Here is a 23,191-nt window from a genome sequence, read left to right as displayed (position 1 = left end):
AATAACTCGTAGGTAACGGCTTTCCCTGCCCCGCCTACGGCAAATATTCTGTCTGGGAGGTTCATCCTTCGAACGATAAGTTATTACAGTATCCAATAAAATTCCCGATTGACAAAATACAGTCAAATAATTGATTAGTGAAATAATGTATTGATATCTCTATAGGATCTCTGATGCTACGTCCCAACTGTACTCCGGGTATATTCGTTATACTGTAATCAATTGCCCCGCTTTTGTTCCTGGGAGAAGGTTATTAGTTCATCCAGACCACATGTGTGTTATGTCCGCTACCACGCCCGTCCTCTCTGAATCCGCCCCGCTTGACCTCCGGTTTTCGGCGTCCGAACTCGAAACCGTCCGCGAGACGCTCGTCTCGTTTATCGAGGACACCGTCGATGATGCTGACGCCGATGGCGCGACGCTCGGCCTCTCGGGCGGCATCGACTCGACGACAACCGCCTATCTCGCCGTCGAGGCCCTCGGTACCGACGGCCTCCATGGGCTCGTCATGCCCAGCGAGGTCAACAACCCGGACAACATGAGCGATGCCGAGCGCGTCGCCGAGGAGTTAGGCATCGAGTACGATATCATCGAGATCCAGCCGATCGCCGAGCAGATCTTCGAGGCCGTTCCCAGCGCGACCGAGGATCGAATGGCGATGGGTAATGTCTACGTTCGCACGCGCGCCGTGCTCAACTACTTTGTCGCCAACGCCGAAGATCGGGTCGTTCTCGGCACCGGCAACCGCGCGGAGGCGATGACCGGCTACTTCACGAAGTACGGCGATCAGGCCGTCGACTGTAACCCTATCGGCGGGCTCTACAAACAGCAGGTGCGACAGCTCGCTGACTCCGTGGGTGTCCCCGCCGATCTCGTCGCCCAGACGCCGACCGCCGGGATGTGGGACGGCCAAACCGATGAGGATGAGCTCGGGCTCGATTACGATACCGTAGACGCAATCCTCGCACTCCACGTCGATGGCCCGCTGTCGACGGCGGCGACGCTGCGCACGCTCGACGGCGTCGACCACGACCAGATCCGGCGTGTCGAATCCCTTGTTGCGGACAGCGAGCACAAGCGTTCGATGCCGCCGGCACCCGATCCGCTCGGTGAGTGATCGGCTCCGTCGGTCGCACCGCACTCACGACGCTGGGGTAAACATCCCAACACGCTGGTAGATCACGACGACGAAAGCGGTAAACCATCCCCTTGCTAATCGGCGGGCAATGAAGGAGTACAAGATGCGCCGCGGGGAGCATCTCGACGACCGCATCCCCGATCTGAAAGACACAGTTGAATCGTATTTCGGCACCGTCACCGGCACCGAAGAACACAACGGCCACGAGCTGTACGTCGTTGACGACCCCGACAACGCCGTTTTCAAACGCATCCTCGCTGGGGCCGCCGAATACAGCGGTAAAAAGGACAAGATCGCCGTTCACTTTGAGGAACGGCCCGCCGAGGAGGTCATCGCCGACGGCGACGCCGCCGCGGCCGAGGAAGCTGTCTCGCTGAAAAACGAGTTCCTGCTTGAGGCGACCGGCCGGGACGCCAAATCCCGACGGGAGTCACTCAAGCGGGAAGTCGAAGACGACGCCCCGGATTACTGAACACACCGACGGCCGACAGCTGCGGCGTGGTGCTGTTGGCGATCCATTTGTGCCCCACTGTGCGGCTTGTATCCAGATCGATCGCTGCCTCGGGGTTCCCGCGGCGAGTAAAAACGTCCTAATTAAGTGCGGTCGCTCCCCGAAGTCGGGTGATGGCCGTCTACGTGGGTGTCGACCTCGGGGCGACGAACATCCGGGCCGTTGTCGCCGATAGCTCGGCGACGATTCTGGGGAGTGCCACGGCCGAAACACCGCGCGGGCCGACCGGGATCGCGGTCACCGAAGCCATTCTCGATGCGATCCGCGCGGCCTGCGGGCAGGCCGGCGTAACTCCAGGGACAGTTACCGCCTGCGGCATCGGCTCGATCGGGCCGCTGGATCTCGCCGCGGGCGCGGTCGAAAACCCGGCGAACCTCCCGGATCGGATCGACCGCATCCCGCTTACCGGGCCGATCTCGAAGCTGTTGGCAACCGAGGATGTGTATCTGCACAACGATACCATCGCGGGCGTCATCGGCGAGCGGTTCCACAGCGAGCGCAACCCCGACGATATGGTCTATCTCACTATCTCCTCGGGGATCGGCGCGGGCGTCTGTGTCGACGGCCACGTCATCAGTGGCTGGGACGGCAACGCCGGCGAGGTCGGCCATATGACACTCGACCCACACGGGTTCATGACCTGTGGCTGCGGCCACGACGGCCACTGGGAGGCCTATTGCTCGGGCAACAACATCCCCCGCTACGCCGAACGCCTCCACGCCGAGGATCCGATCGACACCGAACTCGCCTTCGACGATCCGGAGTTCTCGGCGGCCTCGATCTTCGATCTCGCCGGCGACGACGAGTTCGCCGACCACGTTATCGACCAGCTCGGCCACTGGAACGCGATGGGCGTCGCCAACATCATCCACGCCTATGCGCCACTCGTGATCAATGTCGGCGGCGCGGTCGCGCTCAACAACCCTAACCTCGTTTTGGATCCGATCCGCGACCGCCTCGATGAGATGGTGATGACGAACATCCCCGAGGTCAATCTCACCGAACTCGGCGACGACGTGGTCGTGAAGGGCGCGGTCGCCAGCGCGCTCACCGGCGGGACGGGCGATCGTTCGAAGCTCTGAGCGACAGATCGGTCATCGATCTGAGCCCCACATTGCTCACGATTATTCATCGCTGTCCCGACTGCTGGAACCGCAACTTACCCATACGTTGAGCCCATAGAGGGTGGTATGACCGACGAGAGCCTCAAATCCCGCGTTGAAACCTGGATGGTCAAACAGATGCCGATCATCCAGATGCACGGCGGGACAAGCATGGTCAGGGAGGCTGACCCCGAGACCGGCCAGGTCGTCGTCGAACTCGGCGGCACCTGCTCGGGCTGTGGGATCTCAAACGTCACCGCCCAAAACATCAAGCGCGATATGTATATGGAGTTCGAGGAGATCGAGGATGTGCAGGTCAAGGTGCCCTCGACCGGCGACACCGGCGCGGACACGGTCGAAGGCGGCCGCGGCGGCGACGTGCAGTACTCCAACGAGTCGGCCGGCCACTTCTGAGCCGCCCACGAGACAGCACCACGCCACAGACAGCTACGACAGCGACGTTTCCAACGCGGTCGCAACGGCTCTCGCTTTCTCAGCCAGTTCCTCGGTAATCTCCCCTTCGTCGACAGCCTCGTCGAGTTCGTCGTCGTCGACGCGCTCGACGGTGCCGTCAGGATATTTCAGCACGTCGACATGGAGATCGATGTAGCGAACGCCGTCCGGAAAACATTCCAGTGGCGTACAGACGTTGACGTAGGTGCCGATGAGCTCCTCGTTGCGGTCGCGGTAGACGGTTGGATACCACCACCGCCCTTCCTGGAACGTTGTTGTCGCGGTGTCGCCGTCGGAGCGCGGCACGTCCAACCCATCGTAGCGACCACCGCCGGAAAGTTCGCGGACGAGGGTGATCGAGTCGGCGTCCCGTTCGGTGACTGTGCCCGACCCAAGACTAAACAGCCGCCCGTCGGGTTTGCCGTGGTTGATCTCGATGTTGTCGCCGACGGTTGGTCCGAAGTTGTCGGCAACGACAGCGAAGGGAAAGTCGGCGTCAGCGTCGCCGAGTTCGTCGGTCGAACAGAGCGATTCGACGAGGTCGACCGCCGCGCTCGCCCCGTCGCTGCCGGCTTTGATACGGTGGTGGCCGGCCATCGTGTCGGTCACCTCGCGGCGAATCCCATCGAGGGCAAACCGTGATTCGCGGCCGAACCAACACCACGCGCCGGCTCGCTGGCTGAACACCTCCCGTGGAGTCTCATTCTTGTTGGCTTCGCCAGCAGCATCGCCACCAGTGTCGCCAGCCAATTCCTCGGCGACTGTTTCGGCCTGTTCGGTCGCCGTCTCCAACGCTGCTCGCAGCTCGTCCATCGATGCCTCGGTGGCGGCGTGGTGCCACTGAATCCGCCAGCCGTCAGGAGCATCAATGTCCATCAGATCGGCCATCCCGAGGAGTTCGCGGGCGGCGGCGTCGTCATGGCTGTCGACGGTCGCCGAGCCCTCCTCAGGCAGCAGCGTCACGAGGTCGGTCGAGACACGGATCCCGCCATCCAGTCGGCGGCGATCACCCGCCCACGGCGGCGTCGACTCCCGTACCTGTACCCGCACCGTGTCGCCGGTGTCGATGTGGCTCTCGACCGCAGCAAAGGGGAGATACCCCTCGGTCGACCCAAGATCGACGATCGCCCCTCGGCCCGTGGTGTCGGTGACCTGGCCGTCGACGACCGCGCCGACGGGGGCCGGATCGCTCCACCAGCAGGTGTCGATACCGATCACGGCGAGGCGGCTCGTCACCGTCTCAACCGCCGCGGGCGCGCCGGCGACGCCGACGCCCTGTCGGTCGGCTGTTGTCTCGATGGCGACATCGTGGCCCCCGTCCTCAAGGTCGGCGTCGAACCGGCGTTCGATCGGGGCTGAGGCGTCGACGACCCTCCAGCCAGTATCGAGGGCCAGCTTCGTCAGCGCGGTCGTGTAGATCCCGCGAATCCGGACGCGGTGGTCGTCCGTGGTCGGCTCACTCATCGCTGCCTCCGGACGTGTGCATACTGGGTTGTAGGTAGCGACGCTGTTTGAAATGTTGTTGGTTCGGCTGTCGCCGCTGGCGTTTCATGCGATGGGATAGTGGCCAAGTTATTATGTCCCGGCGCGGCGAACACTGAGGTATGTACGACACAATCCTCGTCCCAACTGATGGCAGCGAGCCGGCCGGCGCGGCCGTCGATCACGCCATCGATCTCGCGGCGGACTGCGGGGCGACCCTGCACGCGCTGTCGGTCGTCGACAGCTCGGCGTACGCCTCACTCGATGTAAGCTCTCAGCAGGTACTCGACAGTCTGGAAACCCGGGCCGCGGAAGCCACCGACACTATCGCCGAGCGCGCCGCCGACGCCGGCGTTGAGACCGTCACCGAGGTCTCGGTCGGCTCCCCACACGAGCAGATCACCGACTACGCCGACGCCGTCGACGCGGATCTCATCGTCATGGGAACCCACGGTCGAACCGGGCTCGACCGCGTCCTGTTAGGGAGTGTGACCGAACGCGTCGTCCGCGCCGCACCCTGTCCGGTGTTGACCGTGCGGGCCGCGGAGTCCTGAGCATGCGGGTACCCCCTGTCAGTCGACCGGTGATCGGCGATGCGTGACTGGCTTTCCCACCGCGCGGCGGCAACCCCCGATGATCTCGCGGTGATCGACGCCGACAGCGACACCCGATGGTCGTACAGCGGTCTCGACGCCGCTGTCGACGAGACCGCCGGTCGACTGGCCAACCTTGGTGTCGACGCCGGCGACCAGGTCGGCACCCTGCTGCCGCGAACGTTTCTGGGCGTCTGTCTTCTTCATGCTGCCCAGCGGCTCGGCGTCACGCTTGTTCCGCTGAACCACCGATTGACAGCCGAGGAACTTGGTGCACAGATCGACCAGCTGGATCTCACGCTCGTCGTCTGTGATATCGACACCGAGCCGGCTGCCGTCGAGGCTGTCGACGCGGTGCCGATCGCCTCGGTCGATGAGCCACAGTGGGCGGCCGTCAAATCGTTCAAGAATGTCGAGCCGGCGTCGATCGATCCTGTTGGGTGGGAACGCGAGGAGCCACAGCTGATCGTCTTTACCTCCGGCTCGACCGGTCGACCGAAGCCGGTCGTGTTGACGATGGGGAACCTGCTTTCGAGTGCGATCGCCTCGGCGTTCCGGCTCGGCGTCGACCCCGCCGATCGCTGGCTGCTGACGCTATCGCTGTATCATGTCGGCGGGATCGCCCCGATCTTTCGGTCGACGCTGTACGGGACGGCCGTGGTGCTGCGTTCCGACTTCGATCCCGGGCAGGCCGCCGACGATCTCGATCGCTACGACGTGACGGTGGTGTCGCTGGTGCCGACGATGCTCAAAGGGATGTTGGATCGACGCGGGACGCTGTCGGATTCGCTGCGGGTCGTCCTCCTTGGCGGCGCGCCGGCCGACGACGCGCTGATACAGCGCTGTGAGAACTACTCGGTGCCGGTACATCCGACCTACGGGATGACCGAAACCGCCTCCCAGGTGGCGACCGCCCGGCCAGCCGACGCCTTCGACCGACCGGGAACCGTTGGCCGCCCGCTGCTGTGGACAGAGGTAACGGTGCTCGGTGACGACGACGAGCCGGTTGCGGCCGGCGAGTCCGGCGAACTCGTCGTTAGCGGGCCGACGGTAACCCCCGGCTACTACGGCGACGACCGCGAGGCGTTCTGCCGGTACGGCCTCCGAACCGGCGATGTCGGCTACCAAGCCGAGGACGGCTCGCTGTTTGTCGTCAACCGGATCGACGACCGGATCACCAGCGGCGGGGAGACGATCGATCCGGGCGAGATCGTCGCTGTGATCACCGACCACGAGTCGATCGAGGCAGCCGCGGTCGTGGGGGTGCCCGACGACGAGTGGGGTGAACGCGTCACCGCGCTCGTCGTGCCCGCTGTCGACGATCTGACCGTCGAGGCGGTCGACAGCCACTGCCGGGAGCATCTCGCGGGGTTCAAATGCCCGAAAACGATCGTCTTTGCCGACGAGATTCCCCGAACCGCTTCCGGCTCGATCGATCGCCCGGCCGTCCGCGAGGCCGTGACCGCAGCCAAGGAGAGCGGTTCGACCGAGCCACCGATCGAAACAGTCGACGACGATCCATCCGAGTCGGAACAGCCGACTGAGCCGGCGGCTGCTGACGCTGTCGACGACGATGCGCCCGAGAGTGGAGCACTGGTCGCCGATCGACGGCCACCGTCGCCGGCGTCGCCGGCCGAGGAACCGGAATCGACCACGCCGCCAACCGACACCGAGCCCATCCCCGACGCCGAATCTGACGCCGCGAGCGACGATGCTGTGGTCGATGCCGATGACGATACTGCATCCGATGTCGACGACGATGCCGACCACAGCGACAGCGGGTGACCACCGGCGGAAACCGAAACCCACACCCTGGGTCGTCGACACCGGTTGGGTATGCAGGGTTCACAGGAGGTCGTCGTGCTTCGGTACGGCCACCGGCCCGGACGGGACGACCGGATGACGACCCACGTCGGCCTCACGGCTCGCGCCCTTGGCGCGGATCGCGTGGTTCTTCCCGACAACGCCACGCAGGCCGCCGAGACGGTCGCCGACATCACCGACCGATTCGGCGGCCCCTTCGAGATCGAGCAAACCGACAGCCAGGCGGCGGTCGTCCGCAACTGGGATGGCCCGGTCGCCCATCTCACGATGTACGGGCTGCCGATCCAGGATGTCGAGGGTGAGATCCGGGTGGCTGTCGACACCGACCCGCTGCTTGTCGTCGTTGGCGGCGAGAAGGTGCCCTTCGAACTGTACGAACACGCCGACTGGAACGTCGGGGTGACCAATCAGCCCCACTCGGAGGTCGCCGGGCTGGCGGTGTTTTTGGATCGGTTCTTCGAGGGTCGGGAGCTGAGCCAGGAGTGGAGCGACGCCGACCGAACGGTGGTTCCGAAAGCGACCGGTAAAAAAGTCGTTTCATCCGACGACTCCGGCGACGATGGCGCGTAAGTTGGGTTTGATCGGGTGATCACACTGTTCTACCTAGAAGATCACGCCCGATCAACCGTGTAGTCGCTGGGCTTCGACACGTACCGATAATCGACCAGCTCCTTTTTCGCTGCTTCCGCGTCGTTGGTGAGATGTGATTTGAGGAATGACGCCAGCTTGTGAGCCTCCGAATCCTCGTCGGCCGTGTCGAGGACGGCGTCGACCTTCTCCTCTAGCTTCGAATGATCGATGTTGGTCAAACTCGCCGCTGCGATCGTCCGGAGATACTCGTCGTCGTCGTTTAATGCATCCAGCAGGGAGTCGACCGCGATATCGGTCTCGCTTTCCAGTTGGCCCAACAGCCACGCCGCGTTCCGCTTTTCGGCGTTTCGCGGTGCCTCCGAGACGATCGTCGCAAACTCCTCGGAGACCTCCGTCGAGATCTCCTCATCGATCTTTTCGATCGTCCGCTGTCGAACCGAGTGGCCGTCTTCGAAATCGGACTCTCTGAACGTCGTCATGACACCCTCGGCGGCCTCCTGCCGTAGCGTCTCGTTGTCATCGGCATCCAGTTTGTCGACGACAACGTCAATCGTATCTTGGGCCCCGAACTTGCCGATCTCGCTGATCACGTGTTCCTTGAGCGTCTCGTCGGAGCTACGGGAGGCGGTCAACAACGCCTCGTAAGCCCCGCTGGATCCGATCTTGACCAATGCCTCGACGGCGGCCTCTTTGACCCGTGTGACCTGTTTGCTTTTTGTTGTGCCCTCGTATTTCTCGTTGTCAAGTCGGAGATGCTCTTGGATCGGCGTGACAAACCGTTCGTCGCCAACGGCCCCACCCTCCTCGATCGCCCGGCGGAGCACGCGCATGTTCTCCTCGCGGATGATCGTGGTTCGGAGCTTTTCGATCGTGTTTCTGCTTCGAGCCCGTCCGAAGCCAGCGACCGCAAGAAATCGGAGCGGGGCTCGGGGTTTGGCGTGCCATTTGGTGAGGATCAGTGGGTATGGGGTGCCGGTCGGCGTCGATTGTGGGTCGGTCTCCAACCGTGTGATGATGGTGTCGATCGTCGATTCGTTGATCGCAAGGAGGACGTTGAGGACGGCCGCCCGAACGTCATCGCTGGGATCGTTCAACACCGATTCGACGAGTGCTTGCTGGAGTTGTGGGGTTACCTCCTCTTTGAACCCCTCGATCGACTCAGAAAGGACGCCAGCGGCCCCAAACCGAACGCTTTCGTCGTTGTGATTCCGGATATATCTGATCAGCGTGCCGTACTCTCCCCGGTTGGATAGCGCGTAGAGCTGATCCGTGTTCCGTGGGGAGGGGCGGCCAGCCATTGTTTGACGGTATCGCTCACTATGATAAAAATATAATGTTTTTTGATGTTCTGAGTGGGAGGATCACCCCCGACGTTTCGCCAGTCGGAGCTTTTAACCGAGTTCATCGCCGAGGATTCGCCAATGGCTTTTGAGGAGTTACTGAACGATCCAGTTATCCAAAAATACCTCCACGAACTGGTCGGCCCGGAAGGGATGCCGGTCGCCGCCGCGCCGCCGGAGGGTGAGGTGACCGACGAGGAGCTCGCCGAGGAACTCGATCTCGAACTCAACGATGTGCGCCGCGCCCTCTTCATTCTCTACGAGAACGATCTCGCCTCCTACCGCCGTGTCCGCGACGAGGATTCGGGCTGGCTCACCTACCTGTGGACGTTCCACTACGACAACATCCCCGAAAATCTCGAAGAGGAGATGGAACGCCTGCTGGAGGCGATCGAGGAACGCGAGGAGTACGAGCGCACCCACGAGTTCTACCTTTGTGAGGTCTGTTCGATCCGCTTTGAGTTCGGCGAGGCGATGGATCAGGGGTTCCAGTGTCCGGAGTGTGCCTCCCCGCTTGAATCGATGGACAACGACGCCCTTGTCGAGGCGATGGAGGAACGCGGCGCGGCCCTCCGTGAGGAACTGAACGTCGACATCCACGCGGACGCCGACTAAATGGTTGTCTTAGCCACCAAATGCTACGTCGAGGGCGACGCCCGCCAGCGAGCCCTGAAAAGTCTCGGCTCGCTGCTCGACAACACTGTCGGCGACCTCCGTGTCGACAGCGAGATCGGCGTCCGCAGCGACCAGTTCGTCACGGTGACGATCACCGGCGACGACGCGACCGCCGCTCGCAACGCTCTCCGGGCGGAGTGGGGTGAGATCACCGACCACTTCGAGGACGGCGAGACCTACACCGGCACGCTCGAATCGTGGGATGACGACGGGATCACCCTCGACGCCGGCGAGGAGATCCGAATCCCAGCCAGCGAACTCGGCCTCGGCCAGGGAACCCCGACCCAGATCCGCGAGCGGTTCGGGCTCGTCCAACATCTCCCGATGCAGTTCGTCTATGGCGACCCCTCGCGTCTCACCGACGCCGAACGCGACCGGCTCTACGAGTGGCCGCGCGGCCCCGGCCGCGTCAACGTCAACAGCGCGACCCGCGGCGAGGTGCGGGCGACGGTCAACCGCGCCGGCCACGCCCAGGATATCGTTACCGTCGAACGACTCGGCCTGCTCGAACAGTCGATCATCTGCGGTGAGGGCACCGATCCGCCCGGCCTGCTGGCGGCGATCGGTGACTACCTCCCGGCGGAGCTTCGGGCTGTGATCGGCGACGACTAACATGAATCGACGCCTCGGCCTTGCCGTCCTCGCGGTGCTCACCCTCACGGTGACGGCCGGCTGTCTCGATTACGTCACCGGTGGCGGCGAGATCAGCGACGACGTACTCGACGCCGAGCCGGCCGCGGCCTACGACTGGGAGACCGATCGCAACGTCAGCCTGACGCTGGATACCGGCTCGGAGCTCCAAGCCGTCTACAACGTCTCGGCCGACCAGCGACTCCGGCTGTATCAGCCGACCAGCATCGGCCAAGAAGGGCCACTCGACATCTCGGCTGTCCGATTCCGCTACGAGAACGGTACCGTCATCTCCGGGACGGAGCTCCGGGCCCGCGGCGAGATCGACCAGACGCCGGATGAGGTGTACGTCACCACCCCCGCTGACGGTCGCCTCGCGTTTACTGCCGGGGCGACCCCTCGACGGCTGACGCTGCCGGTCTACATCGAGGGCTCCTATGAGGTTCTCCTCCCGGAGGGGAGCCGGATGGACTTCTTCCTCTTCAGCAACACGGTTCCAGCGGGGGCGACGACCGAACGGGTCGACAACCGGGTTCGTGTGACCTGGGAGAACGTGGAGTCGAGTTCGATCCTGGTGCAGTACTACAAGCAGAACGATCTCACGATCTTCGGGGCCATCATCGGGATTCTCTCGGCGATCGCTGTCGGCGGGCTCTACTACTACCGCCGGCAGATCGATCGCCTGCACGAGACACGCGTCGAGATGGGGCTTGACGACGAGGACAACGAATGAATGTCGCCATCGTCACGGTCGGCGACGAGCTGCTGGCCGGCGAAACTGTCGACACGAACAGCGCGTGGCTCGCAGCCCAGCTGACCGACCGCGGCTGTACCGTCACCCGGATGACGACCGTCCCCGATCAGATCGAGGTGATCGCCGCCGTCGTCAACGAGTATCGGGCTGCCACCGACGCGGTCGTTGTCACCGGCGGGCTGGGGCCGACCCACGACGACCGCACGATGGCGGCTGTCGCCGCGGCGGTCGGCCGCGAGCTCGAACACCATCCCGCAGCGGAAGCATGGCTCACCAGCGAGGGCGGCTACAGTGCCGATGATCTCGACGCTGGCACCACCGATCTGCCGGCCGGCGCGCGAATGTTACCCAACGAGGTCGGTGTCGCGCCCGGCGCGGTTATCGAATCGATCTACGTGTTTCCGGGGGTTCCCGCGGAGATGAAAGCGATGTTTGAGCATGTCGCCGCCGAATTTAGTGGCGAGCCGATCTACACCGAGATGGTCGTTGCCGACGAACCCGAAAGCGCGCTGCTTGATCGGCTTGAAACAGTTCAAGAGCGGTTCGCTGTCGATGTCGGCAGCTATCCGGGTGAGTACGTTCGCGTGAAGTTCCGCGGCGGTGATTCTGACGCTGTCGTCGCGGCCGCCGACTGGTTCGCCGAGCAGGTCACGGTTGCCGATATCGACAATGGCGATGATGTCGACGCTGTCGACGACGGCGATATCGCCGACAGCAACGATGTTGACGACGGCGACACCTCGTAACGCGGCTGTCTATGACCGAAACAGGTGGGCCAGCCAGCCGAGGGTCAACAGCAGACTCGCAACCAACACAACGGCGGCCGTCTCAAAGATCGGCAGCGGCGCGGTCAGTGGGATCATTATCTCGCGGTAGCATGCCGACCCTGTTAAGTGTTTGAGATCTGGCTGCCGGTACTGTTCAGCTTAGTGCGATTGGATTGCGAACACCTCGAAAGCCCCCGGCGTCTCGACTCCCGGGACTCGCTGTGCTCCTCGTCGTTCGCGTTGCTCACTCCTGCGGTGCTTGCGTCGTCCGGGTTCGGCGAGACGCCGGCCCCTTTCAATCCCACCCGGGTCGACAGGTCAATCAGCTGCAGTCGGGCGGGACTGAAAGGGGCGACTCGCTGGCGGAAGGCGGGCGACGCAAGCACTGCAGGGCCGCAGGCCCGAAGCGCGCAGCGAGCCCCCCGACACCAGCGAGTCGGGGCTTTCGAGATGGTTCGAGTTTCTTCAGCTTATCTGAACACGACCCCGGCCGCGACCGATCTGGCTGGCGCGGTTACTATCGATCCGGCAGCCGGGTGTACAACAGCGTCCCGAGCGCGGTCAGTCCGGCGAGCAGGAAAAATGCCTCGTCGAAGAGGTCGTTGTCGGCCATCACGCCGACGACAGTTGAGCCCGTTGCCGCAAGCATGAAGCTCGTCGTCCGAAGGACGCCCCACGCCGCTCCCGTCACGGACTCGGGGAGGATAGCGATGATGTAGGCGTTCGAGACCGCAGGAACGCCCAGTCGAATCCCAAGCAGCAGCGATGCCGCGGCGACTCCGATCACGCTGTCAAGCATCGGGATCGCAACGAGCACCGGGATCGTCGCCGCGGAGACCGCGACCAACACCGGTCGGTCGCCGACGGCGTCGGCGAGCCCCCCGGCGGCGACCTGGGCGACCGCGCCGCCGACAAAGACCAGCGAGAACATCGCCGCCGCCGTCGATTGGGCGAAGTCACTGACCGAAGTGAGGTAGGTCACGTAAAACGCCGAGACACCCTGAAACACGAACGTCATCAGCGTCAGCGCGGTCAACGCGACCGCGACTTGCCGGGTGCGGATCGCCGCGAGCACGTCTCCGACCGGGAGTTTTGTACTCGTCCCGTCGTCTGGAGTCGCCCCGTCGCCGTTGTCGAACGACGGCACCGTCGCCCAGATCACCACGCCGAGCGCGACGAGTGGGACAGCTAATCCGCCGACGAGCAGTCGCCAACTGATCTCGCCGACAAGCGAGCCAGCCGCCAGCGGTAACACAGCCGAGCCGACCGAGCCCGCCGCCAGCGTCGCGCCGATGGCCGCCCCGTCGTGGTCGGGAAACGCCCGCGAGAGGGCGGTGCCACGCGCCGGGCCGTAGAGGCCGGTCGCCAGTCCGAACCCCGCACAGCCGACAATGAACGCGGCGAACGCCGGGGCCGCGCCGATGACGACGACGCTGGTCGCCGTGAGAACAGCACTGCCGGCGAGCAGTTTCCGCTCGCCGATGCGGTCGACAAGCAGGCCCGCGGGCGTCTGCATCAGGCCGTAGGTTGCCCAGATGATCGTGATCGCCACGCCGGCTCCGACATCGCTGACGGCGAAGGTATTTTTCACCTGCGGGAGGACGGCCGGCACGAGAAACCGGCCGCCGAGGACGAACACCCAGCCCGACGCGATCGCCAGCAGCGTCCACCCGCGCCCGTCGCCACGGAGCCCCCGAAGTGCCATACCCGGAGTCGACGACGGGAAGGGGAGTGTGTTCCGATCCGCTGGCGGGCTGCCGCCACCGGCGACACCGCAGACAGGGGGCTTTTCACGACGCCACACCACCAGTTAGTATGCGACTCGGCGTCCTCGTTAACCCGATCGCCGGCATGGGTGGTCGGGTCGGCCTCAAGGGAACCGACGGCAAGGTCGCCGAAGCCCGACAGCGCGGCGCGGAGCCCCGTGCGCCGGAGCGCGCCCGCCGGATGCTCACGCGGTTGGCCGAGCGCGACGCCGAAATCGATCTCCTCACAGCGGGCGAGCCGATGGGAGCCGCCGAGGTACGAGAGGTTGGCTTCGAGCCGAAAATCGCCTTCGAGCCCGGCACAAACACAGCCGACACGACCGCAGCCGACACCGCGGCCGCCGTCGACGCATTCCTCGAAGCTGGCGTCGATCTCGTTGTCTTCGTCGGCGGCGACGGCACCGCGGCCGACGTTGCCGACGCGCTGGCCGATACCGACGTGCCGCTGCTTGGTGTGCCCGCGGGCGTCAAAGTCTATTCGTCGGTGTTTGCGGTCTCGCCGGAGGCCGCCGCCGACATCGTCGTCGAGTTCGATCGCACCGAACAGCGGGAGGTCATGGATATCGACGAGGACGACTACCGGGCCGGCGAGGTCAGCCCGGAGCTCCGGGCGATCGCGTCGGTGCCGGTCGCCGACGGCCTCCAGTCGGCCAAACAGCGCGGCGGCGGCACCGTTGAGACCCTCGCCGAGGGGATCGCCGGCGATGTCGATCCCGAAACGACCTACATCCTCGGGCCGGGGTCGACGCTCGGAGCGATCAAATCGGCTCTCGGCTTCGTGGGCTCACCACTCGGTGTTGACGTGTGGCGTGATGGGCAGGTGCTCGCAACCGACGCAAGCGAAGCCGAGATTCTGGATGCGTTAGGCGAGACCAACACGATCATCGTCTCCCCGATCGGCGGCCAAGGGTTCATCTTTGGCCGCGGCAACCCCCAGCTTTCGCCGGCCGTGATCCGAAATGCGAGCGTCGAGGTCGTCGCCTCGCGGTCGAAGCTTGACGACCTCCGTGTCCTGCGTGTCGATACTGACGACCCAGAGCTTGACGCCGAGCTCCGTGGCTGGCGGCAGGTGCGGGTCGGTCGGTTCGAAACACGCATGCTCCGCGTTGTGTAGCGTGTGGTGTGTGCTGTCTGTAATCGCGTGTAGGTGCAATTCATGTGAGACAACCACATATTAATATCTACTGTAGTCACGATATCAGTTCAACATTTGTTGTTCGATACCCCGTGTATGCATACAATTAAGATGACCTGTCCCCGAGAAAGGGTATGGAAACACGGAAGGTACAGCGGCTGGGGCCGTCGACGCTGGCGATGACGCTGCCGGCGGAGTGGACCAAAGAGCATTACGTCGAAAAGGGTGATGAGGTCTCGATCCGGATGGGCGGAAAGGGGACGCTAACGGTGTTGCCGGAGTCGGCCAGCACCGGCGAAAGCGAGGCGGTGATCCACGCCGACAACCTCGATGCGGGCTCTGTCGAGCGAGCGATCATCGCCCAATACGTGCTCGGTCGGCGGGTGATCCACGTCCAGATGGAGTCCGACGCCCTTGATTCCGAACACATCAACGCGGTGTATCAGGCCGAAACACAGCTGATGGGTCTCGGCGTGATCGAGGAGACGCCGGAGCGCATCGCCATCCGGTGTTCGGCCGACCCGGAGGATTTCACGCTCGATAACCTCTTAGAGCGGCTCGAAAACACCGGGAGCACGATGCGTTCGGAGGCGATCAAGGCGTTGGCCCACGGCAACAGCGATCTCGCCGAGCGCGCGCTCAACCGCGAGCGACAGGCCAACAAGATCTTTGTCCTGCTGCTTCGGCTCATCTTCACCGCCTACCAGAACCCCAACCTCTGTCGGGCTGTCGGGCTGGACTCCAGTTTCCCGCTGATCGGCTACCGATCGGTGGCGAAAAATCTCGAACTCACCGCCGACAACGCCGAGGATATCGCCGAGATCGTCGCCTCAGCCGACGAGATGCCGGATGTCGACAGCTCGACGATCCGCCGGATCCGGGAGTTCACCGACCAGATCGACGAGCTGACCGAGATGGCTGTTCGCGCCGTCGTCGAACGCGATTACGATCTCACGATCCGGTGTCGACACCTCTTCGGAGAGATCTCCGACCGCGAACAGGAGATCCTCGATGATCTGGAGGAGCTCCCAAACAAGGATCTGTTACAGATCCGTGAGGTGCTCGTCAGCCTCCAGCATACCGCCGAGTACGCGATGCGCAACGCCGAGATCGCGGCCAACCTCGCGCTCAACGAGGAGTCCGATCACGTCGAGATCAAGTAGAGGTCTCCCCACGATCGATTCACGCTGTGTGCGTTCGAATGAACTAAGCATACAGGTGTCGAAGCCGCCGGTATGGCTACCCACGGTATGACAACCGACAAGGGAGTTGGTATTGCGATCGCCTGTGGCACGGTGGCGGTGCTCGGAGCCGGGGTTATGTTCGCCGGCGGCACACAGCTCATCAAAGCCTGGGGGTTCGCGGCGGCGGTCGTCGCCGCCGGGCTCTCGGTGGCTGCACTCCAACTGTACGACGCCTGATATCGAGCTCTTCCCCCGCCGATTTGATTGCCACCTTCGCTTGCCGACGTAATCATTAAGCCGTTCAGCCCCCTAGTGATCGTAGATGACAGAGTACACCGAGGAGGAACAACGCATCGTCGCCTATCTCCGCGACAGCGTCGCACGCGGTGAGCGATACTTCCGGGCGAAGACCATCGCCGAGGCGATCGGCCTCTCCTCGAAGCAGGTTGGTGTCCGCCTGCCGCAGCTCGCCGAGAAATCCGACGATGTCGACATCGAAAAATGGAGCCGCGCCCGCTCGACGACGTGGCGTGTCACCCCCGAGTAGGTGCCGACGGCCGCTTCCGCGTCATTTTTTACACTCCCCGTCCTGCGCTCTGTAATGACCGTCCGTGTCTCACGGACCTTCGAGTTCGACGTTCCCGGCGAGCAGATCTGGACGTTTATCGCCGACCCGGCCAAACGCGCCAGCGCGATCAGCGTTGTCGACAGCTACGAGATCCACGACGAGAACCGTGCGACGTGGCAGGTGAAGCTGCCGATCCCGCTGCTCAACTCGACGGTTGCCGTCGAAACCGAAGATCTGATTCGAGAGCCCCCAACCCGCGTCAAATTCGAGGGTCGCTCACGCGCCCTCCGGGTGACCGGCGAGCATACGATCACCGAAACCGACGGCGGCTGTCAGCTCCGCAATGAGTTTGTCGTCGACGGACAGCTCCCCGGCGTCGAGCGGTTTTTCAAACGCAACCTCGATGCCGAACTCGACAATCTTGAGGCCGCGCTTCGGGCGGAGATCAGCTGACGATGGAGGTCGCCGCGATCCAACTCGGGATCGAGTCGGGAGCTGTCGAGACAAATCTCGATCAGGCCCGCGAGGCGGTCGTCGATGCCGCCGCCGAGGGTGCCGACCTCGCCGTCCTCCCCGAACAGTTTCTCGTCGGCTTCTTTGCGTTTGATGACTATTCGACCCAGGTCGCCGGCCTTGACGACCCGCTGTTCGACCGCCTTGCCGAGATGGCCGCCGACAACGACATCGCTTTCGTCGCCGGCAGCGTCGTTGAGGATCTCGCCGCCAGTGCGGCGGCCGGCTACGACGTACCGGCCGCTGATGGCTACGCCAACACCTCGGTGTTTTTCGATCGAAACGGACAGCGGCGTGGCGTCTACCGGAAACACCACCTGTTTGGGTACGACTCCGCCGAATCTGAGCTGTTGGTGGCTGGCGACTCACTCTCTGTCGTCGAGTTCGGCGGGCTGACGATCGGCACGACGACCTGTTACGATCTCCGGTTTCCGTCGCTGTACCGCCGGCTGCTCGACCGTGGTGTCGACTGTCTTGTCGTCCCGAGCGCGTGGCCCTATCCCCGGATCGAACACTGGGAAACGCTGGGTCGGGCCCGCGCGATCGAGAACCTCTCGTATCTGATCGCGGTCAACGGAACCGGCTCGTTCCCCGCGGCCGACGCACAGCTGTGTGGCCGCTCGGCGATATACGATCCGTGGGGGACAGCCCGGGCTACCGCCGGCGACGCGTCGACGACGATCACGGCGACCATCGAGCCGGCGGCTGTCGATGAGGTTCGGTCGTCGTTTCCCGCACTCGACGATCGCCGGTAACCGCCGCTCGGTCGCGGCGCGGACGGTGGGTTTATACGCCGCAACGATATACAATGTGATGCCGACGTACTGACGCTTTTCTCGTCAACTGTCGGCAGATACACCGCTCGTCGCCACGCCCGCGCCACGCGGCAGGATCCATCTCGGGGATCGGGGCGTCCTCGACCGGATCATCCGCCGCGCTCCTCGCCTCGTCTTGCTCCGATCTCTCACCGAACCACGCTGTGAGCCTTGTGTCTTCTACCGGTGAGAAACACAGTTGTCAACTACCCCACTGAATAGTTCAGTTATATCGAACAATATCAGCAAACAACCTAATTTACTCCATGCTTATCACGATATCTTTGCGCACCGTGCAGTATTTATACATCGCACCGCTTTGATTTAGGTAATGTTAAGATCGGAGGTGACAGCGGACGGCGGCTGAGGCGGGACGCCGGGCTGTGAGCCGACAGTGTGCTCACCCCGGACAAATCGTGGTCGGTCACCCACACGCTGCTGTGGCTCTCGATCTGTTGGCCACTCCCCCACCGGGTGACGGATGTGCGACCACAACCCCAACGTACTGACGACCACCACACTCCACTCGCCTCTCACATCCGGGCGGCCACTCCTTTTCAATCCGATGCTCGTTGTCGACAGCGACGTCTTTGGGGTGTCAGTACTGTCGGACGCCCGGCACACGGGATGCTTTTAGGCTCCAAGCCAAAAGGGCGGACATGAAATCGACACGGAAGGGGCTCCGGAACGGCGACCTCTACAAGGACAACTACGAGCGGATCGCCTGCAGCGAGTGCGAAGAGACGCTCAAACGACAAAACAAGCCCGACGAGGTCTACGCGCTTCGAACCTGTCCGAACTGCGGGAAACAGTGGAAGGAACTCCCCTAAGTTAGCGGAACCGGAACGTTTCGAGGTTTTTTGGGGCAAATGTCCGGATATCAAACTCGTGGTAGAGTGCCGATGAGAGGTCTTGAACCGAGCGTTCGTCGCCGTGGACACAGAGGATCTTTTCGGGCCGTGGGTTCATCGTCCGCACGAAGTCCATCAACCCCTTGCGGTCGGCGTGGCCGGAGAAGCCATCGACGGTTTCGACAGCCATGTTCAGCGTGAGCGTGTCGCCGCGACCGCCGTTGTAATCGCTGTTGATCGGGATCTCATCCCAGCCGTTCTGGATGCGGTTGCCGAGCGTTCCCTGGGCCTGGTAGCCGACGAAGACAAGCCGGGAGTCCGGGTCGGTGCCGAGATGCCGGAGCCACGACATGATCGGGCCGCCGGTGATCATCCCCGAGGTCGAAAGGATGATCGCCTGCTCGTCGTCGGCGACCTCCTGGCGTTCCTCCTCGCCGGCGTCGATGTGGTTGAACTGGTCGGCGAGGAACGGGTTTTTGTCCTCGTGGAAGATGCGATCCTGGAGGTCATCGCGGAGATACTCCGGATAGGTGGTGTGGATCGCTGTCGCCTCCCAGATCATCCCATCGAGGTGGATCGGCATCTCCGGGATTTTGCCGGTTCGCATCGCTTCCTCTAAGACGAGCATGATCTCCTGTGATCGGCCGACGGCGAACGCCGGAATGAGGACTTTCCCGCCGTCGTCGTAGGTCTCGTTGATGACCTCAAGCAGCTTCTCCTCGGAGTCGGCCTGATCGGTCTGGTAGTCGTTGCGGCCGCCGTAGGTCGACTCCAGAACCAGGGTTTCGACCCGCGGGAAGTCGTTGACCGCGCCGTTGAACAGCCGTGTATCGGTGTAGTGGATATCGCCGGAGAAGGCGACATTGTAGAGGCCGTCGCCGATATGGAAGTGTGTGACCGCCGAGCCGAGGATGTGGCCTGCGTTGTGGAAGGTGACCTTGATGTCGGGGGCGATGTCGGTCACGTCGCCGTACTCCAGGGGGATCGCGTGTTTGATCGCCTCTCTGACCTGGTCTGATTCGTACGGCGGCGTCCGACCCTCCTTGGTCGCTACATCGAGATAATCGAGCTGGAGGAGCCCCATCAGATCCCGTGTCGGCTCCGTACAGTAGATCGGCCCATCGTAGCCGTATTTGAACAGCAGCGGGATGAGCGCGGAGTGATCGAGGTGGGCGTGGGTGAGCACGACCGCGTCGATCGAGTTTGCGCCCGCACCGAGTGCTTCCGGCACCTGTAGGTAGGGCACCTCGCCTTCCGCACCGGGTTTGTCGCCGCAGTCGATGAGAACGCGGGTTTCGGCGGTTTGGAGCAGAAACGCCGCGCGGCCGACCTCCCGACAGCAGCCCAATGTCGAGATACGAACCCACTGCTCGCGGCCGATCTCCTCGCGGTGGATCTGTCGGCCGACGCGTTCGAGCACGTCGCGTCGCTCCTCGCGTTCGTGTTTGAGGAAGTTTCGGACGTTTGAGACCGTCGAGGATTCGATCGGCGGCGTCCGAACGACCTCCGGCGTCCAGCCGACCTCCTGGGTAATCTCCCGGAGCGTCGAGCCGTGTCGGCCGATCACCATCCCGGGTTTTTGTGCTTCGATGACGACTTCACCGGTATCCTCGTGGAAATCGAGATCGGTGACACCGGCGTCGTCGGGGATCACCGACCGGATCTTCGAGTCCGCTTTCTGTGGATCCGAGAGTGCTTCCGGATCCGGGCGGACGGTGATCCGCTTGCGGAGCTTGCTGGCCAGCGACCGAATGAGGTCGCCGTCCTCCGCGAACTGCTTGGGGTGTGGGGTGTAGATCACCAGCTCCGGCCCCTCGTATTTCACATCCGAGACAGTGATGTCGGGTGGAACTTCTTCGTCGATCTCCGCTTGTAGGTCGTCAAGTTGCTTATCTACTGAGCTCATACGTCAACAAAACCTGCGCTGATCGCCGCCTCGCCGGTTGCCACCCCGCCGGACTGCACCCACGTGTTGTCGGGACGCCGTGGGTAGTGTCGGTCGAGATGGAACATACTGAATACGCGCTGATAGCTGCGCATGCGGGAACAGGCAGCGAAAACCCGCTTAGTTCGCTTTATACGATCCTCGTTATAAAACCCCTTCGCAACCGGGTCGTTTCCCGATCGTACTTTCTCTGACTCACCCACAAATCCAAGCCGGCTCGTCGCCTCGCTTCGGGTATGCATCTCACGCCGGATCGTGTGGCCGCCGAACACGAGTGGGTTCGCCGCCGTGCCGATGTCATCGTCCCGCTGATCAACGACACCCGCAGCCGCCTCGGGCGGGCCTTCGAAACCGATGTCGACGCGGTGAGCGAGGCCGGCTACCACGACGAAGTCGACCGTGTTTTCGCTGACGGTGACCGGGCGGTCAACATCGCCGGCTACGTGGGCCTCCTGCGGGAACTCGATGTCGACGGCGACTATCCGGGCTTTGTCGTCGACGAGGTGTTGGGTCGTCGGCTCGCGGCGACGATCGCGGGCGGCCAGCCGCTGGCGATGCTCGCCGAGGCGACGTTCCACTTCGCGGATATCTACACCCACGGCGATGACGAGGAGACAGCCGGTGCCGACGACCTTGACGCCGCGTTGGCGGCGGGCTTTCAGACGCGGCTGCCGGGGTGGAACTGGCGGGAGAGTGAGAGTCCGTTTGGGGTGCCGATCGACGCCGACGATCCAGCCATGCGGTGACCTACTCAGAGAGCCGCTCGTTGACCAGTCCGTTGACCTGATGAAGCAGCGTGAGGAGGTCGCTGTCGGCGGTCACGCGGTACCGTTCAGGCGAGGCGTTTTCGACGGGGGTGAGAACGCCGAGGGCGAGCAACAGATCGAGATGGGTGTACACGGATTGGCGGCTGACACCGGCTTCCCGAGCGAGCTCGGATTTCGTAAACTCCGAGCCGGGGAGGGCATCCAGTAACGCATCGAGCATGTAGCCGACACTTTCGTTTTGGATGAGGATTCGCCACCCGCTTGGATACTCGTCTCGCAGTTCGGCAAGCGAGGTGGGTTCGTCCGTATCGGGTGTTTGTTGGCGTGACATAGGCGGGGATGTTGTCTCAGACGCTGAGTGTACTCGTTGTTTGTTGGCCGTGATGTTAAACGCATTGGACACTCATGTCTGTCTTGTTTGAATATCTCTACGTGCCAATAGAAAATAGGAGTTGCTGATGACGGACGCTGCGGCAACCTTCGTCTGGAAACTCGCCCGTCGTCACTCCTGGGGATCGCCGATCCCGGCAGCCGAACTCGTACGATTGGTTGCCGGGACAGGGGATCATGACGAACTGCGAACGACACTTGAAACTGAGGTGCTTGATCTCTCATTCGTCGTGCAGTCTTCGGATGGCATCTATATTCCGAACGGCCAAGACGCTCATCGGGACGCGGCCGGGTGGCTGCGGGAGCGGACGGAGCTTGACGAGTTCGTGATCGCAGCGACGCTGTCTCGACTGCCGGATGACTGGCCGGATGAGGAGTAAGGGGATTAGTCGGCGTCGACTGCCTCGCCGCGCGGGATCGTCACGTCGCTGAGACCGGATTCGATCTGCTCGCGTTGATCCTCGAACTCCCCCGGCAGGATTAGTTTCTCGCCGAGTTCGTCGAGGGGTTCATCGCTGGTGTAGCCCGGCCCGCTGGTGGCGAGTTCGAACAGGATCCCGTTTGGCTCTCGGAAGTACACCGATCGGAACCAGTGGCGGTTGATCTGCTGAGTCGGACGAACGCCCTGAGCGGAGACGGCCTTCCGCATCGCCATCTGATCCTCGTCGCTTGGTGTCTGGAAGGCGACGTGGTGGACGGTGCCGTGACCCTGCCGCGCGCCCTCAATAGTTGGTAACACGTCGACGTATTTGCCGACGGTGCCGGTTGCCTCGAATCGCGTGCGCTCGTCGCCTGGCGTATCGCCCGGTGATTCCTCGGTGCCGGCTTCTTCGAGACCCATCGTTCGAAGCACCTCCTCGGTGCGTTGGGGATCGGCCAGCCACAGCGTCACCGAGTGAAAGCCGCGGATCGCGGCGTCTTCGGGAACGAACTCGGTCCACGGAACTGTCGGGTCGTCCTCTGGGATCTCGACTTCGACGAGTTCGACAGGCAAGCCGTCGGGATCGTAGAACGGGAGGACGGTCTCGCCGAACCGCTCGACTCGATCCTCGTAATCGACGCCGTAGTCGTCGAAGCGATCCTCCCAGAACTCGAGGCTGCCCTCGGGGACGCGGAAGGCGGTGCGGGAGACCTGTCCGGAGCCGACCTTCCCCTGTCGGAGGTTCTCCCACGGGAAGAACGTCATACTGGTGCCGGGGGTGCCCTCGGCGTCAGCGAAAAAGAAATGGTAGGTGCTGGGGTCGTCTTGGTTGATCGACCGCTTGACGAGCCGGAGGCCGAGCGTTTCGACCCAGAAATCCATGTTCTGTTGGGGGTCGCCAGCGATGCAGGTGACGTGGTGAATGCCGGGGGTTGGTGGTGCGTCGCTCATTGCTATGTGTACGTACTGGAGGTA

General features: G+C 63.3%; 26 protein-coding genes. 20 read left to right on the top strand and 6 right to left on the bottom strand.

Going from position 1 to position 23,191, the window contains the following annotated elements:
- Nucleotides 1–280 precede the first annotated feature (280 nt).
- The 4 genes from EWF95_RS11285 to EWF95_RS11270 all read left to right on the top strand — a co-directional run bounded on the left by EWF95_RS11285 (nucleotide 281) and on the right by EWF95_RS11270 (nucleotide 3,166).
- A complete protein-coding gene (locus EWF95_RS11285) occupies nucleotides 281–1,117 on the top strand; it encodes an NAD+ synthase (protein ID WP_142444177.1) in 837 nt (278 codons plus the stop codon).
- A 109-nt stretch (nucleotides 1,118–1,226) separates the two neighbouring features.
- Nucleotides 1,227–1,610 carry a DUF5611 family protein gene (locus EWF95_RS11280; protein ID WP_142444176.1) on the top strand — a complete coding sequence of 128 codons (384 nt, stop codon included), beginning with the start codon at nucleotides 1,227–1,229 and terminating at the stop codon, nucleotides 1,608–1,610.
- Between the two features lie 152 nt (nucleotides 1,611–1,762).
- Nucleotides 1,763–2,731, top strand: coding sequence for an ROK family protein (locus tag EWF95_RS11275; RefSeq protein WP_142444175.1), 969 nt, complete (start codon nucleotides 1,763–1,765; stop codon nucleotides 2,729–2,731).
- A gap of 108 nt (nucleotides 2,732–2,839) precedes the next feature.
- Nucleotides 2,840–3,166 carry a NifU family protein gene (locus EWF95_RS11270; RefSeq protein ID WP_142444174.1) on the top strand — a complete coding sequence of 109 codons (327 nt, stop codon included), beginning with the start codon at nucleotides 2,840–2,842 and terminating at the stop codon, nucleotides 3,164–3,166.
- Between the two features lie 33 nt (nucleotides 3,167–3,199).
- Here the strand turns inward: EWF95_RS11270 and EWF95_RS11265 are convergent, their stop codons facing one another.
- Nucleotides 3,200–4,669: a DUF402 domain-containing protein gene (locus EWF95_RS11265; protein WP_142444173.1), complete on the bottom strand. Its 1,470-nt coding sequence runs from the start codon at nucleotides 4,667–4,669 to the stop codon at nucleotides 3,200–3,202.
- Nucleotides 4,670–4,809: 140 nt separating this feature from the next.
- Here EWF95_RS11265 and EWF95_RS11260 point away from each other — a divergent pair, with 140 nt between their 5' ends.
- The 3 genes from EWF95_RS11260 to EWF95_RS11250 are packed head-to-tail and all read left to right on the top strand — an operon-like array spanning nucleotide 4,810 to nucleotide 7,674.
- Nucleotides 4,810–5,241, top strand: a complete 432-nt coding sequence (locus tag EWF95_RS11260; protein ID WP_142444172.1) for a universal stress protein — start codon at nucleotides 4,810–4,812, stop codon at nucleotides 5,239–5,241.
- A 39-nt stretch (nucleotides 5,242–5,280) separates the two neighbouring features.
- Nucleotides 5,281–7,065: an o-succinylbenzoate--CoA ligase gene (gene menE, locus EWF95_RS11255; RefSeq protein ID WP_142444171.1), complete on the top strand. Its 1,785-nt coding sequence runs from the start codon at nucleotides 5,281–5,283 to the stop codon at nucleotides 7,063–7,065.
- 51 nt (nucleotides 7,066–7,116) lie between these two features.
- Nucleotides 7,117–7,674, top strand: coding sequence for a tRNA (cytidine(56)-2'-O)-methyltransferase (locus EWF95_RS11250; protein WP_142444170.1), 558 nt, complete (start codon nucleotides 7,117–7,119; stop codon nucleotides 7,672–7,674).
- Between the two features lie 41 nt (nucleotides 7,675–7,715).
- On the opposite strand, the gene EWF95_RS11245 is transcribed toward EWF95_RS11250, so the two are convergent.
- Nucleotides 7,716–8,993, bottom strand: a complete 1,278-nt coding sequence (locus EWF95_RS11245; RefSeq protein WP_142444169.1) for a HEAT repeat domain-containing protein — start codon at nucleotides 8,991–8,993, stop codon at nucleotides 7,716–7,718.
- Between the two features lie 123 nt (nucleotides 8,994–9,116).
- Between EWF95_RS11245 and EWF95_RS11240 the strand changes: the two genes are divergently transcribed.
- The 4 genes from EWF95_RS11240 to EWF95_RS11225 are packed head-to-tail and all read left to right on the top strand — an operon-like array spanning nucleotide 9,117 to nucleotide 11,840.
- Nucleotides 9,117–9,650 (top strand): transcription factor, encoded by a 534-nt coding sequence (locus EWF95_RS11240; RefSeq protein WP_142444168.1) that lies wholly within the window; start codon nucleotides 9,117–9,119, stop codon nucleotides 9,648–9,650.
- Nucleotides 9,651–10,322, top strand: coding sequence for a DUF2110 family protein (locus tag EWF95_RS11235; protein WP_142444167.1), 672 nt, complete (start codon nucleotides 9,651–9,653; stop codon nucleotides 10,320–10,322). It begins immediately after the preceding gene.
- 1 nt (nucleotide 10,323) lies between these two features.
- A complete protein-coding gene (locus EWF95_RS11230; RefSeq protein ID WP_142444166.1) occupies nucleotides 10,324–11,073 on the top strand; it encodes a DUF5803 family protein in 750 nt (249 codons plus the stop codon).
- On the top strand, nucleotides 11,070–11,840 hold the full coding sequence (locus EWF95_RS11225) for a competence/damage-inducible protein A (RefSeq protein ID WP_142444165.1): 771 nt from the start codon (nucleotides 11,070–11,072) through the stop codon (nucleotides 11,838–11,840). Before EWF95_RS11230 ends, EWF95_RS11225 begins: the two co-directional genes overlap by 4 nt.
- 538 nt (nucleotides 11,841–12,378) lie before the next feature.
- On the opposite strand, the gene EWF95_RS11215 is transcribed toward EWF95_RS11225, so the two are convergent.
- On the bottom strand, nucleotides 12,379–13,566 hold the full coding sequence (locus tag EWF95_RS11215) for an MFS transporter (protein ID WP_142444164.1): 1,188 nt from the start codon (nucleotides 13,564–13,566) through the stop codon (nucleotides 12,379–12,381).
- 110 nt (nucleotides 13,567–13,676) lie between these two features.
- Here EWF95_RS11215 and EWF95_RS11210 point away from each other — a divergent pair, with 110 nt between their 5' ends.
- The 7 genes from EWF95_RS11210 to EWF95_RS13615 all read left to right on the top strand — a co-directional run bounded on the left by EWF95_RS11210 (nucleotide 13,677) and on the right by EWF95_RS13615 (nucleotide 18,672).
- Nucleotides 13,677–14,741 carry an ATP-NAD kinase family protein gene (locus tag EWF95_RS11210; RefSeq protein ID WP_142444163.1) on the top strand — a complete coding sequence of 355 codons (1,065 nt, stop codon included), beginning with the start codon at nucleotides 13,677–13,679 and terminating at the stop codon, nucleotides 14,739–14,741.
- A 155-nt stretch (nucleotides 14,742–14,896) separates the two neighbouring features.
- Nucleotides 14,897–15,925 carry a PhoU domain-containing protein gene (locus tag EWF95_RS11205; protein ID WP_142444162.1) on the top strand — a complete coding sequence of 343 codons (1,029 nt, stop codon included), beginning with the start codon at nucleotides 14,897–14,899 and terminating at the stop codon, nucleotides 15,923–15,925.
- Between the two features lie 72 nt (nucleotides 15,926–15,997).
- The gene (locus tag EWF95_RS11200; RefSeq protein WP_142444161.1) at nucleotides 15,998–16,183 is read left to right on the top strand and encodes a DUF7525 family protein; all 186 of its coding nucleotides are present in this window, start codon (nucleotides 15,998–16,000) and stop codon (nucleotides 16,181–16,183) included.
- 85 nt (nucleotides 16,184–16,268) lie between these two features.
- Nucleotides 16,269–16,493 carry a DUF7123 family protein gene (locus EWF95_RS11195; RefSeq protein ID WP_142444160.1) on the top strand — a complete coding sequence of 75 codons (225 nt, stop codon included), beginning with the start codon at nucleotides 16,269–16,271 and terminating at the stop codon, nucleotides 16,491–16,493.
- A gap of 54 nt (nucleotides 16,494–16,547) precedes the next feature.
- Nucleotides 16,548–16,967, top strand: a complete 420-nt coding sequence (locus EWF95_RS11190; RefSeq protein WP_142444159.1) for a CoxG family protein — start codon at nucleotides 16,548–16,550, stop codon at nucleotides 16,965–16,967.
- Between the two features lie 2 nt (nucleotides 16,968–16,969).
- Complete coding sequence (locus EWF95_RS11185; RefSeq protein ID WP_142444158.1) at nucleotides 16,970–17,782, top strand: carbon-nitrogen family hydrolase; 813 nt, start codon at nucleotides 16,970–16,972, stop codon at nucleotides 17,780–17,782.
- 719 nt (nucleotides 17,783–18,501) lie between these two features.
- A complete protein-coding gene (locus tag EWF95_RS13615; protein ID WP_185911775.1) occupies nucleotides 18,502–18,672 on the top strand; it encodes an HVO_0758 family zinc finger protein in 171 nt (56 codons plus the stop codon).
- A 1-nt stretch (nucleotide 18,673) separates the two neighbouring features.
- Here EWF95_RS13615 and EWF95_RS11180 read toward each other — a convergent pair whose 3' ends face one another.
- Entirely contained in the window at nucleotides 18,674–20,599 is a 1,926-nt protein-coding gene (locus EWF95_RS11180; RefSeq protein WP_142444157.1) for a beta-CASP ribonuclease aCPSF1, read from the bottom strand.
- 275 nt (nucleotides 20,600–20,874) lie between these two features.
- Here EWF95_RS11180 and EWF95_RS11175 point away from each other — a divergent pair, with 275 nt between their 5' ends.
- On the top strand, nucleotides 20,875–21,384 hold the full coding sequence (locus tag EWF95_RS11175; protein ID WP_142444156.1) for a hypothetical protein: 510 nt from the start codon (nucleotides 20,875–20,877) through the stop codon (nucleotides 21,382–21,384).
- A gap of 1 nt (nucleotide 21,385) precedes the next feature.
- On the opposite strand, the gene EWF95_RS11170 is transcribed toward EWF95_RS11175, so the two are convergent.
- A complete protein-coding gene (locus EWF95_RS11170; protein WP_142444155.1) occupies nucleotides 21,386–21,736 on the bottom strand; it encodes a helix-turn-helix domain-containing protein in 351 nt (116 codons plus the stop codon).
- Nucleotides 21,737–21,863: 127 nt separating this feature from the next.
- Here EWF95_RS11170 and EWF95_RS11165 point away from each other — a divergent pair, with 127 nt between their 5' ends.
- Entirely contained in the window at nucleotides 21,864–22,175 is a 312-nt protein-coding gene (locus EWF95_RS11165; protein WP_142444154.1) for a hypothetical protein, read from the top strand.
- Nucleotides 22,176–22,180: 5 nt separating this feature from the next.
- On the opposite strand, the gene EWF95_RS11160 is transcribed toward EWF95_RS11165, so the two are convergent.
- The gene (locus EWF95_RS11160) at nucleotides 22,181–23,167 is read right to left on the bottom strand and encodes a ring-cleaving dioxygenase (RefSeq protein ID WP_142444153.1); all 987 of its coding nucleotides are present in this window, start codon (nucleotides 23,165–23,167) and stop codon (nucleotides 22,181–22,183) included.
- Nucleotides 23,168–23,191 lie beyond the last annotated feature (24 nt).

The organism is Halonotius roseus, assembly GCF_006861655.1.
Lineage (GTDB): Archaea > Halobacteriota > Halobacteria > Halobacteriales > Haloferacaceae > Halonotius > Halonotius roseus.
Note: the sequence above shows the minus strand (reverse complement) of the source record. Positions and strands in the feature narration are given on the sequence as shown.

What these genes read in the sequence shown, in the direction of transcription:
- EWF95_RS11200 (WP_142444161.1), top strand. Translation starts at nt 15,998, where the DNA reads ATGGCTACCCACGGTATGACAACCGACAAGGGAGTTGGTATTGCGATC.
- EWF95_RS11265 (WP_142444173.1), bottom strand. Translation starts at nt 4,669, where the DNA reads ATGAGTGAGCCGACCACGGACGACCACCGCGTCCGGATTCGCGGGATC.
- EWF95_RS11210 (WP_142444163.1), top strand. Translation starts at nt 13,677, where the DNA reads ATGCGACTCGGCGTCCTCGTTAACCCGATCGCCGGCATGGGTGGTCGG.
- EWF95_RS11215 (WP_142444164.1), bottom strand. Translation starts at nt 13,566, where the DNA reads ATGGCACTTCGGGGGCTCCGTGGCGACGGGCGCGGGTGGACGCTGCTG.
- EWF95_RS11190 (WP_142444159.1), top strand. Translation starts at nt 16,548, where the DNA reads ATGACCGTCCGTGTCTCACGGACCTTCGAGTTCGACGTTCCCGGCGAG.
- EWF95_RS11205 (WP_142444162.1), top strand. Translation starts at nt 14,897, where the DNA reads ATGGAAACACGGAAGGTACAGCGGCTGGGGCCGTCGACGCTGGCGATG.
- EWF95_RS11240 (WP_142444168.1), top strand. Translation starts at nt 9,117, where the DNA reads ATGGCTTTTGAGGAGTTACTGAACGATCCAGTTATCCAAAAATACCTC.
- EWF95_RS11280 (WP_142444176.1), top strand. Translation starts at nt 1,227, where the DNA reads ATGAAGGAGTACAAGATGCGCCGCGGGGAGCATCTCGACGACCGCATC.
- EWF95_RS11250 (WP_142444170.1), top strand. Translation starts at nt 7,117, where the DNA reads ATGCAGGGTTCACAGGAGGTCGTCGTGCTTCGGTACGGCCACCGGCCC.
- EWF95_RS11165 (WP_142444154.1), top strand. Translation starts at nt 21,864, where the DNA reads ATGACGGACGCTGCGGCAACCTTCGTCTGGAAACTCGCCCGTCGTCAC.
- EWF95_RS11185 (WP_142444158.1), top strand. Translation starts at nt 16,970, where the DNA reads ATGGAGGTCGCCGCGATCCAACTCGGGATCGAGTCGGGAGCTGTCGAG.
- EWF95_RS11270 (WP_142444174.1), top strand. Translation starts at nt 2,840, where the DNA reads ATGACCGACGAGAGCCTCAAATCCCGCGTTGAAACCTGGATGGTCAAA.
- EWF95_RS11195 (WP_142444160.1), top strand. Translation starts at nt 16,269, where the DNA reads ATGACAGAGTACACCGAGGAGGAACAACGCATCGTCGCCTATCTCCGC.
- EWF95_RS11180 (WP_142444157.1), bottom strand. Translation starts at nt 20,599, where the DNA reads ATGAGCTCAGTAGATAAGCAACTTGACGACCTACAAGCGGAGATCGAC.
- EWF95_RS11235 (WP_142444167.1), top strand. Translation starts at nt 9,651, where the DNA reads ATGGTTGTCTTAGCCACCAAATGCTACGTCGAGGGCGACGCCCGCCAG.
- EWF95_RS11245 (WP_142444169.1), bottom strand. Translation starts at nt 8,993, where the DNA reads ATGGCTGGCCGCCCCTCCCCACGGAACACGGATCAGCTCTACGCGCTA.
- EWF95_RS11225 (WP_142444165.1), top strand. Translation starts at nt 11,070, where the DNA reads ATGAATGTCGCCATCGTCACGGTCGGCGACGAGCTGCTGGCCGGCGAA.
- EWF95_RS13615 (WP_185911775.1), top strand. Translation starts at nt 18,502, where the DNA reads ATGAAATCGACACGGAAGGGGCTCCGGAACGGCGACCTCTACAAGGAC.
- EWF95_RS11175 (WP_142444156.1), top strand. Translation starts at nt 20,875, where the DNA reads ATGCATCTCACGCCGGATCGTGTGGCCGCCGAACACGAGTGGGTTCGC.
- EWF95_RS11260 (WP_142444172.1), top strand. Translation starts at nt 4,810, where the DNA reads ATGTACGACACAATCCTCGTCCCAACTGATGGCAGCGAGCCGGCCGGC.
- EWF95_RS11230 (WP_142444166.1), top strand. Translation starts at nt 10,324, where the DNA reads ATGAATCGACGCCTCGGCCTTGCCGTCCTCGCGGTGCTCACCCTCACG.
- EWF95_RS11275 (WP_142444175.1), top strand. Translation starts at nt 1,763, where the DNA reads ATGGCCGTCTACGTGGGTGTCGACCTCGGGGCGACGAACATCCGGGCC.
- menE (WP_142444171.1), top strand. Translation starts at nt 5,281, where the DNA reads ATGCGTGACTGGCTTTCCCACCGCGCGGCGGCAACCCCCGATGATCTC.
- EWF95_RS11160 (WP_142444153.1), bottom strand. Translation starts at nt 23,167, where the DNA reads ATGAGCGACGCACCACCAACCCCCGGCATTCACCACGTCACCTGCATC.
- EWF95_RS11170 (WP_142444155.1), bottom strand. Translation starts at nt 21,736, where the DNA reads ATGTCACGCCAACAAACACCCGATACGGACGAACCCACCTCGCTTGCC.
- EWF95_RS11285 (WP_142444177.1), top strand. Translation starts at nt 281, where the DNA reads ATGTCCGCTACCACGCCCGTCCTCTCTGAATCCGCCCCGCTTGACCTC.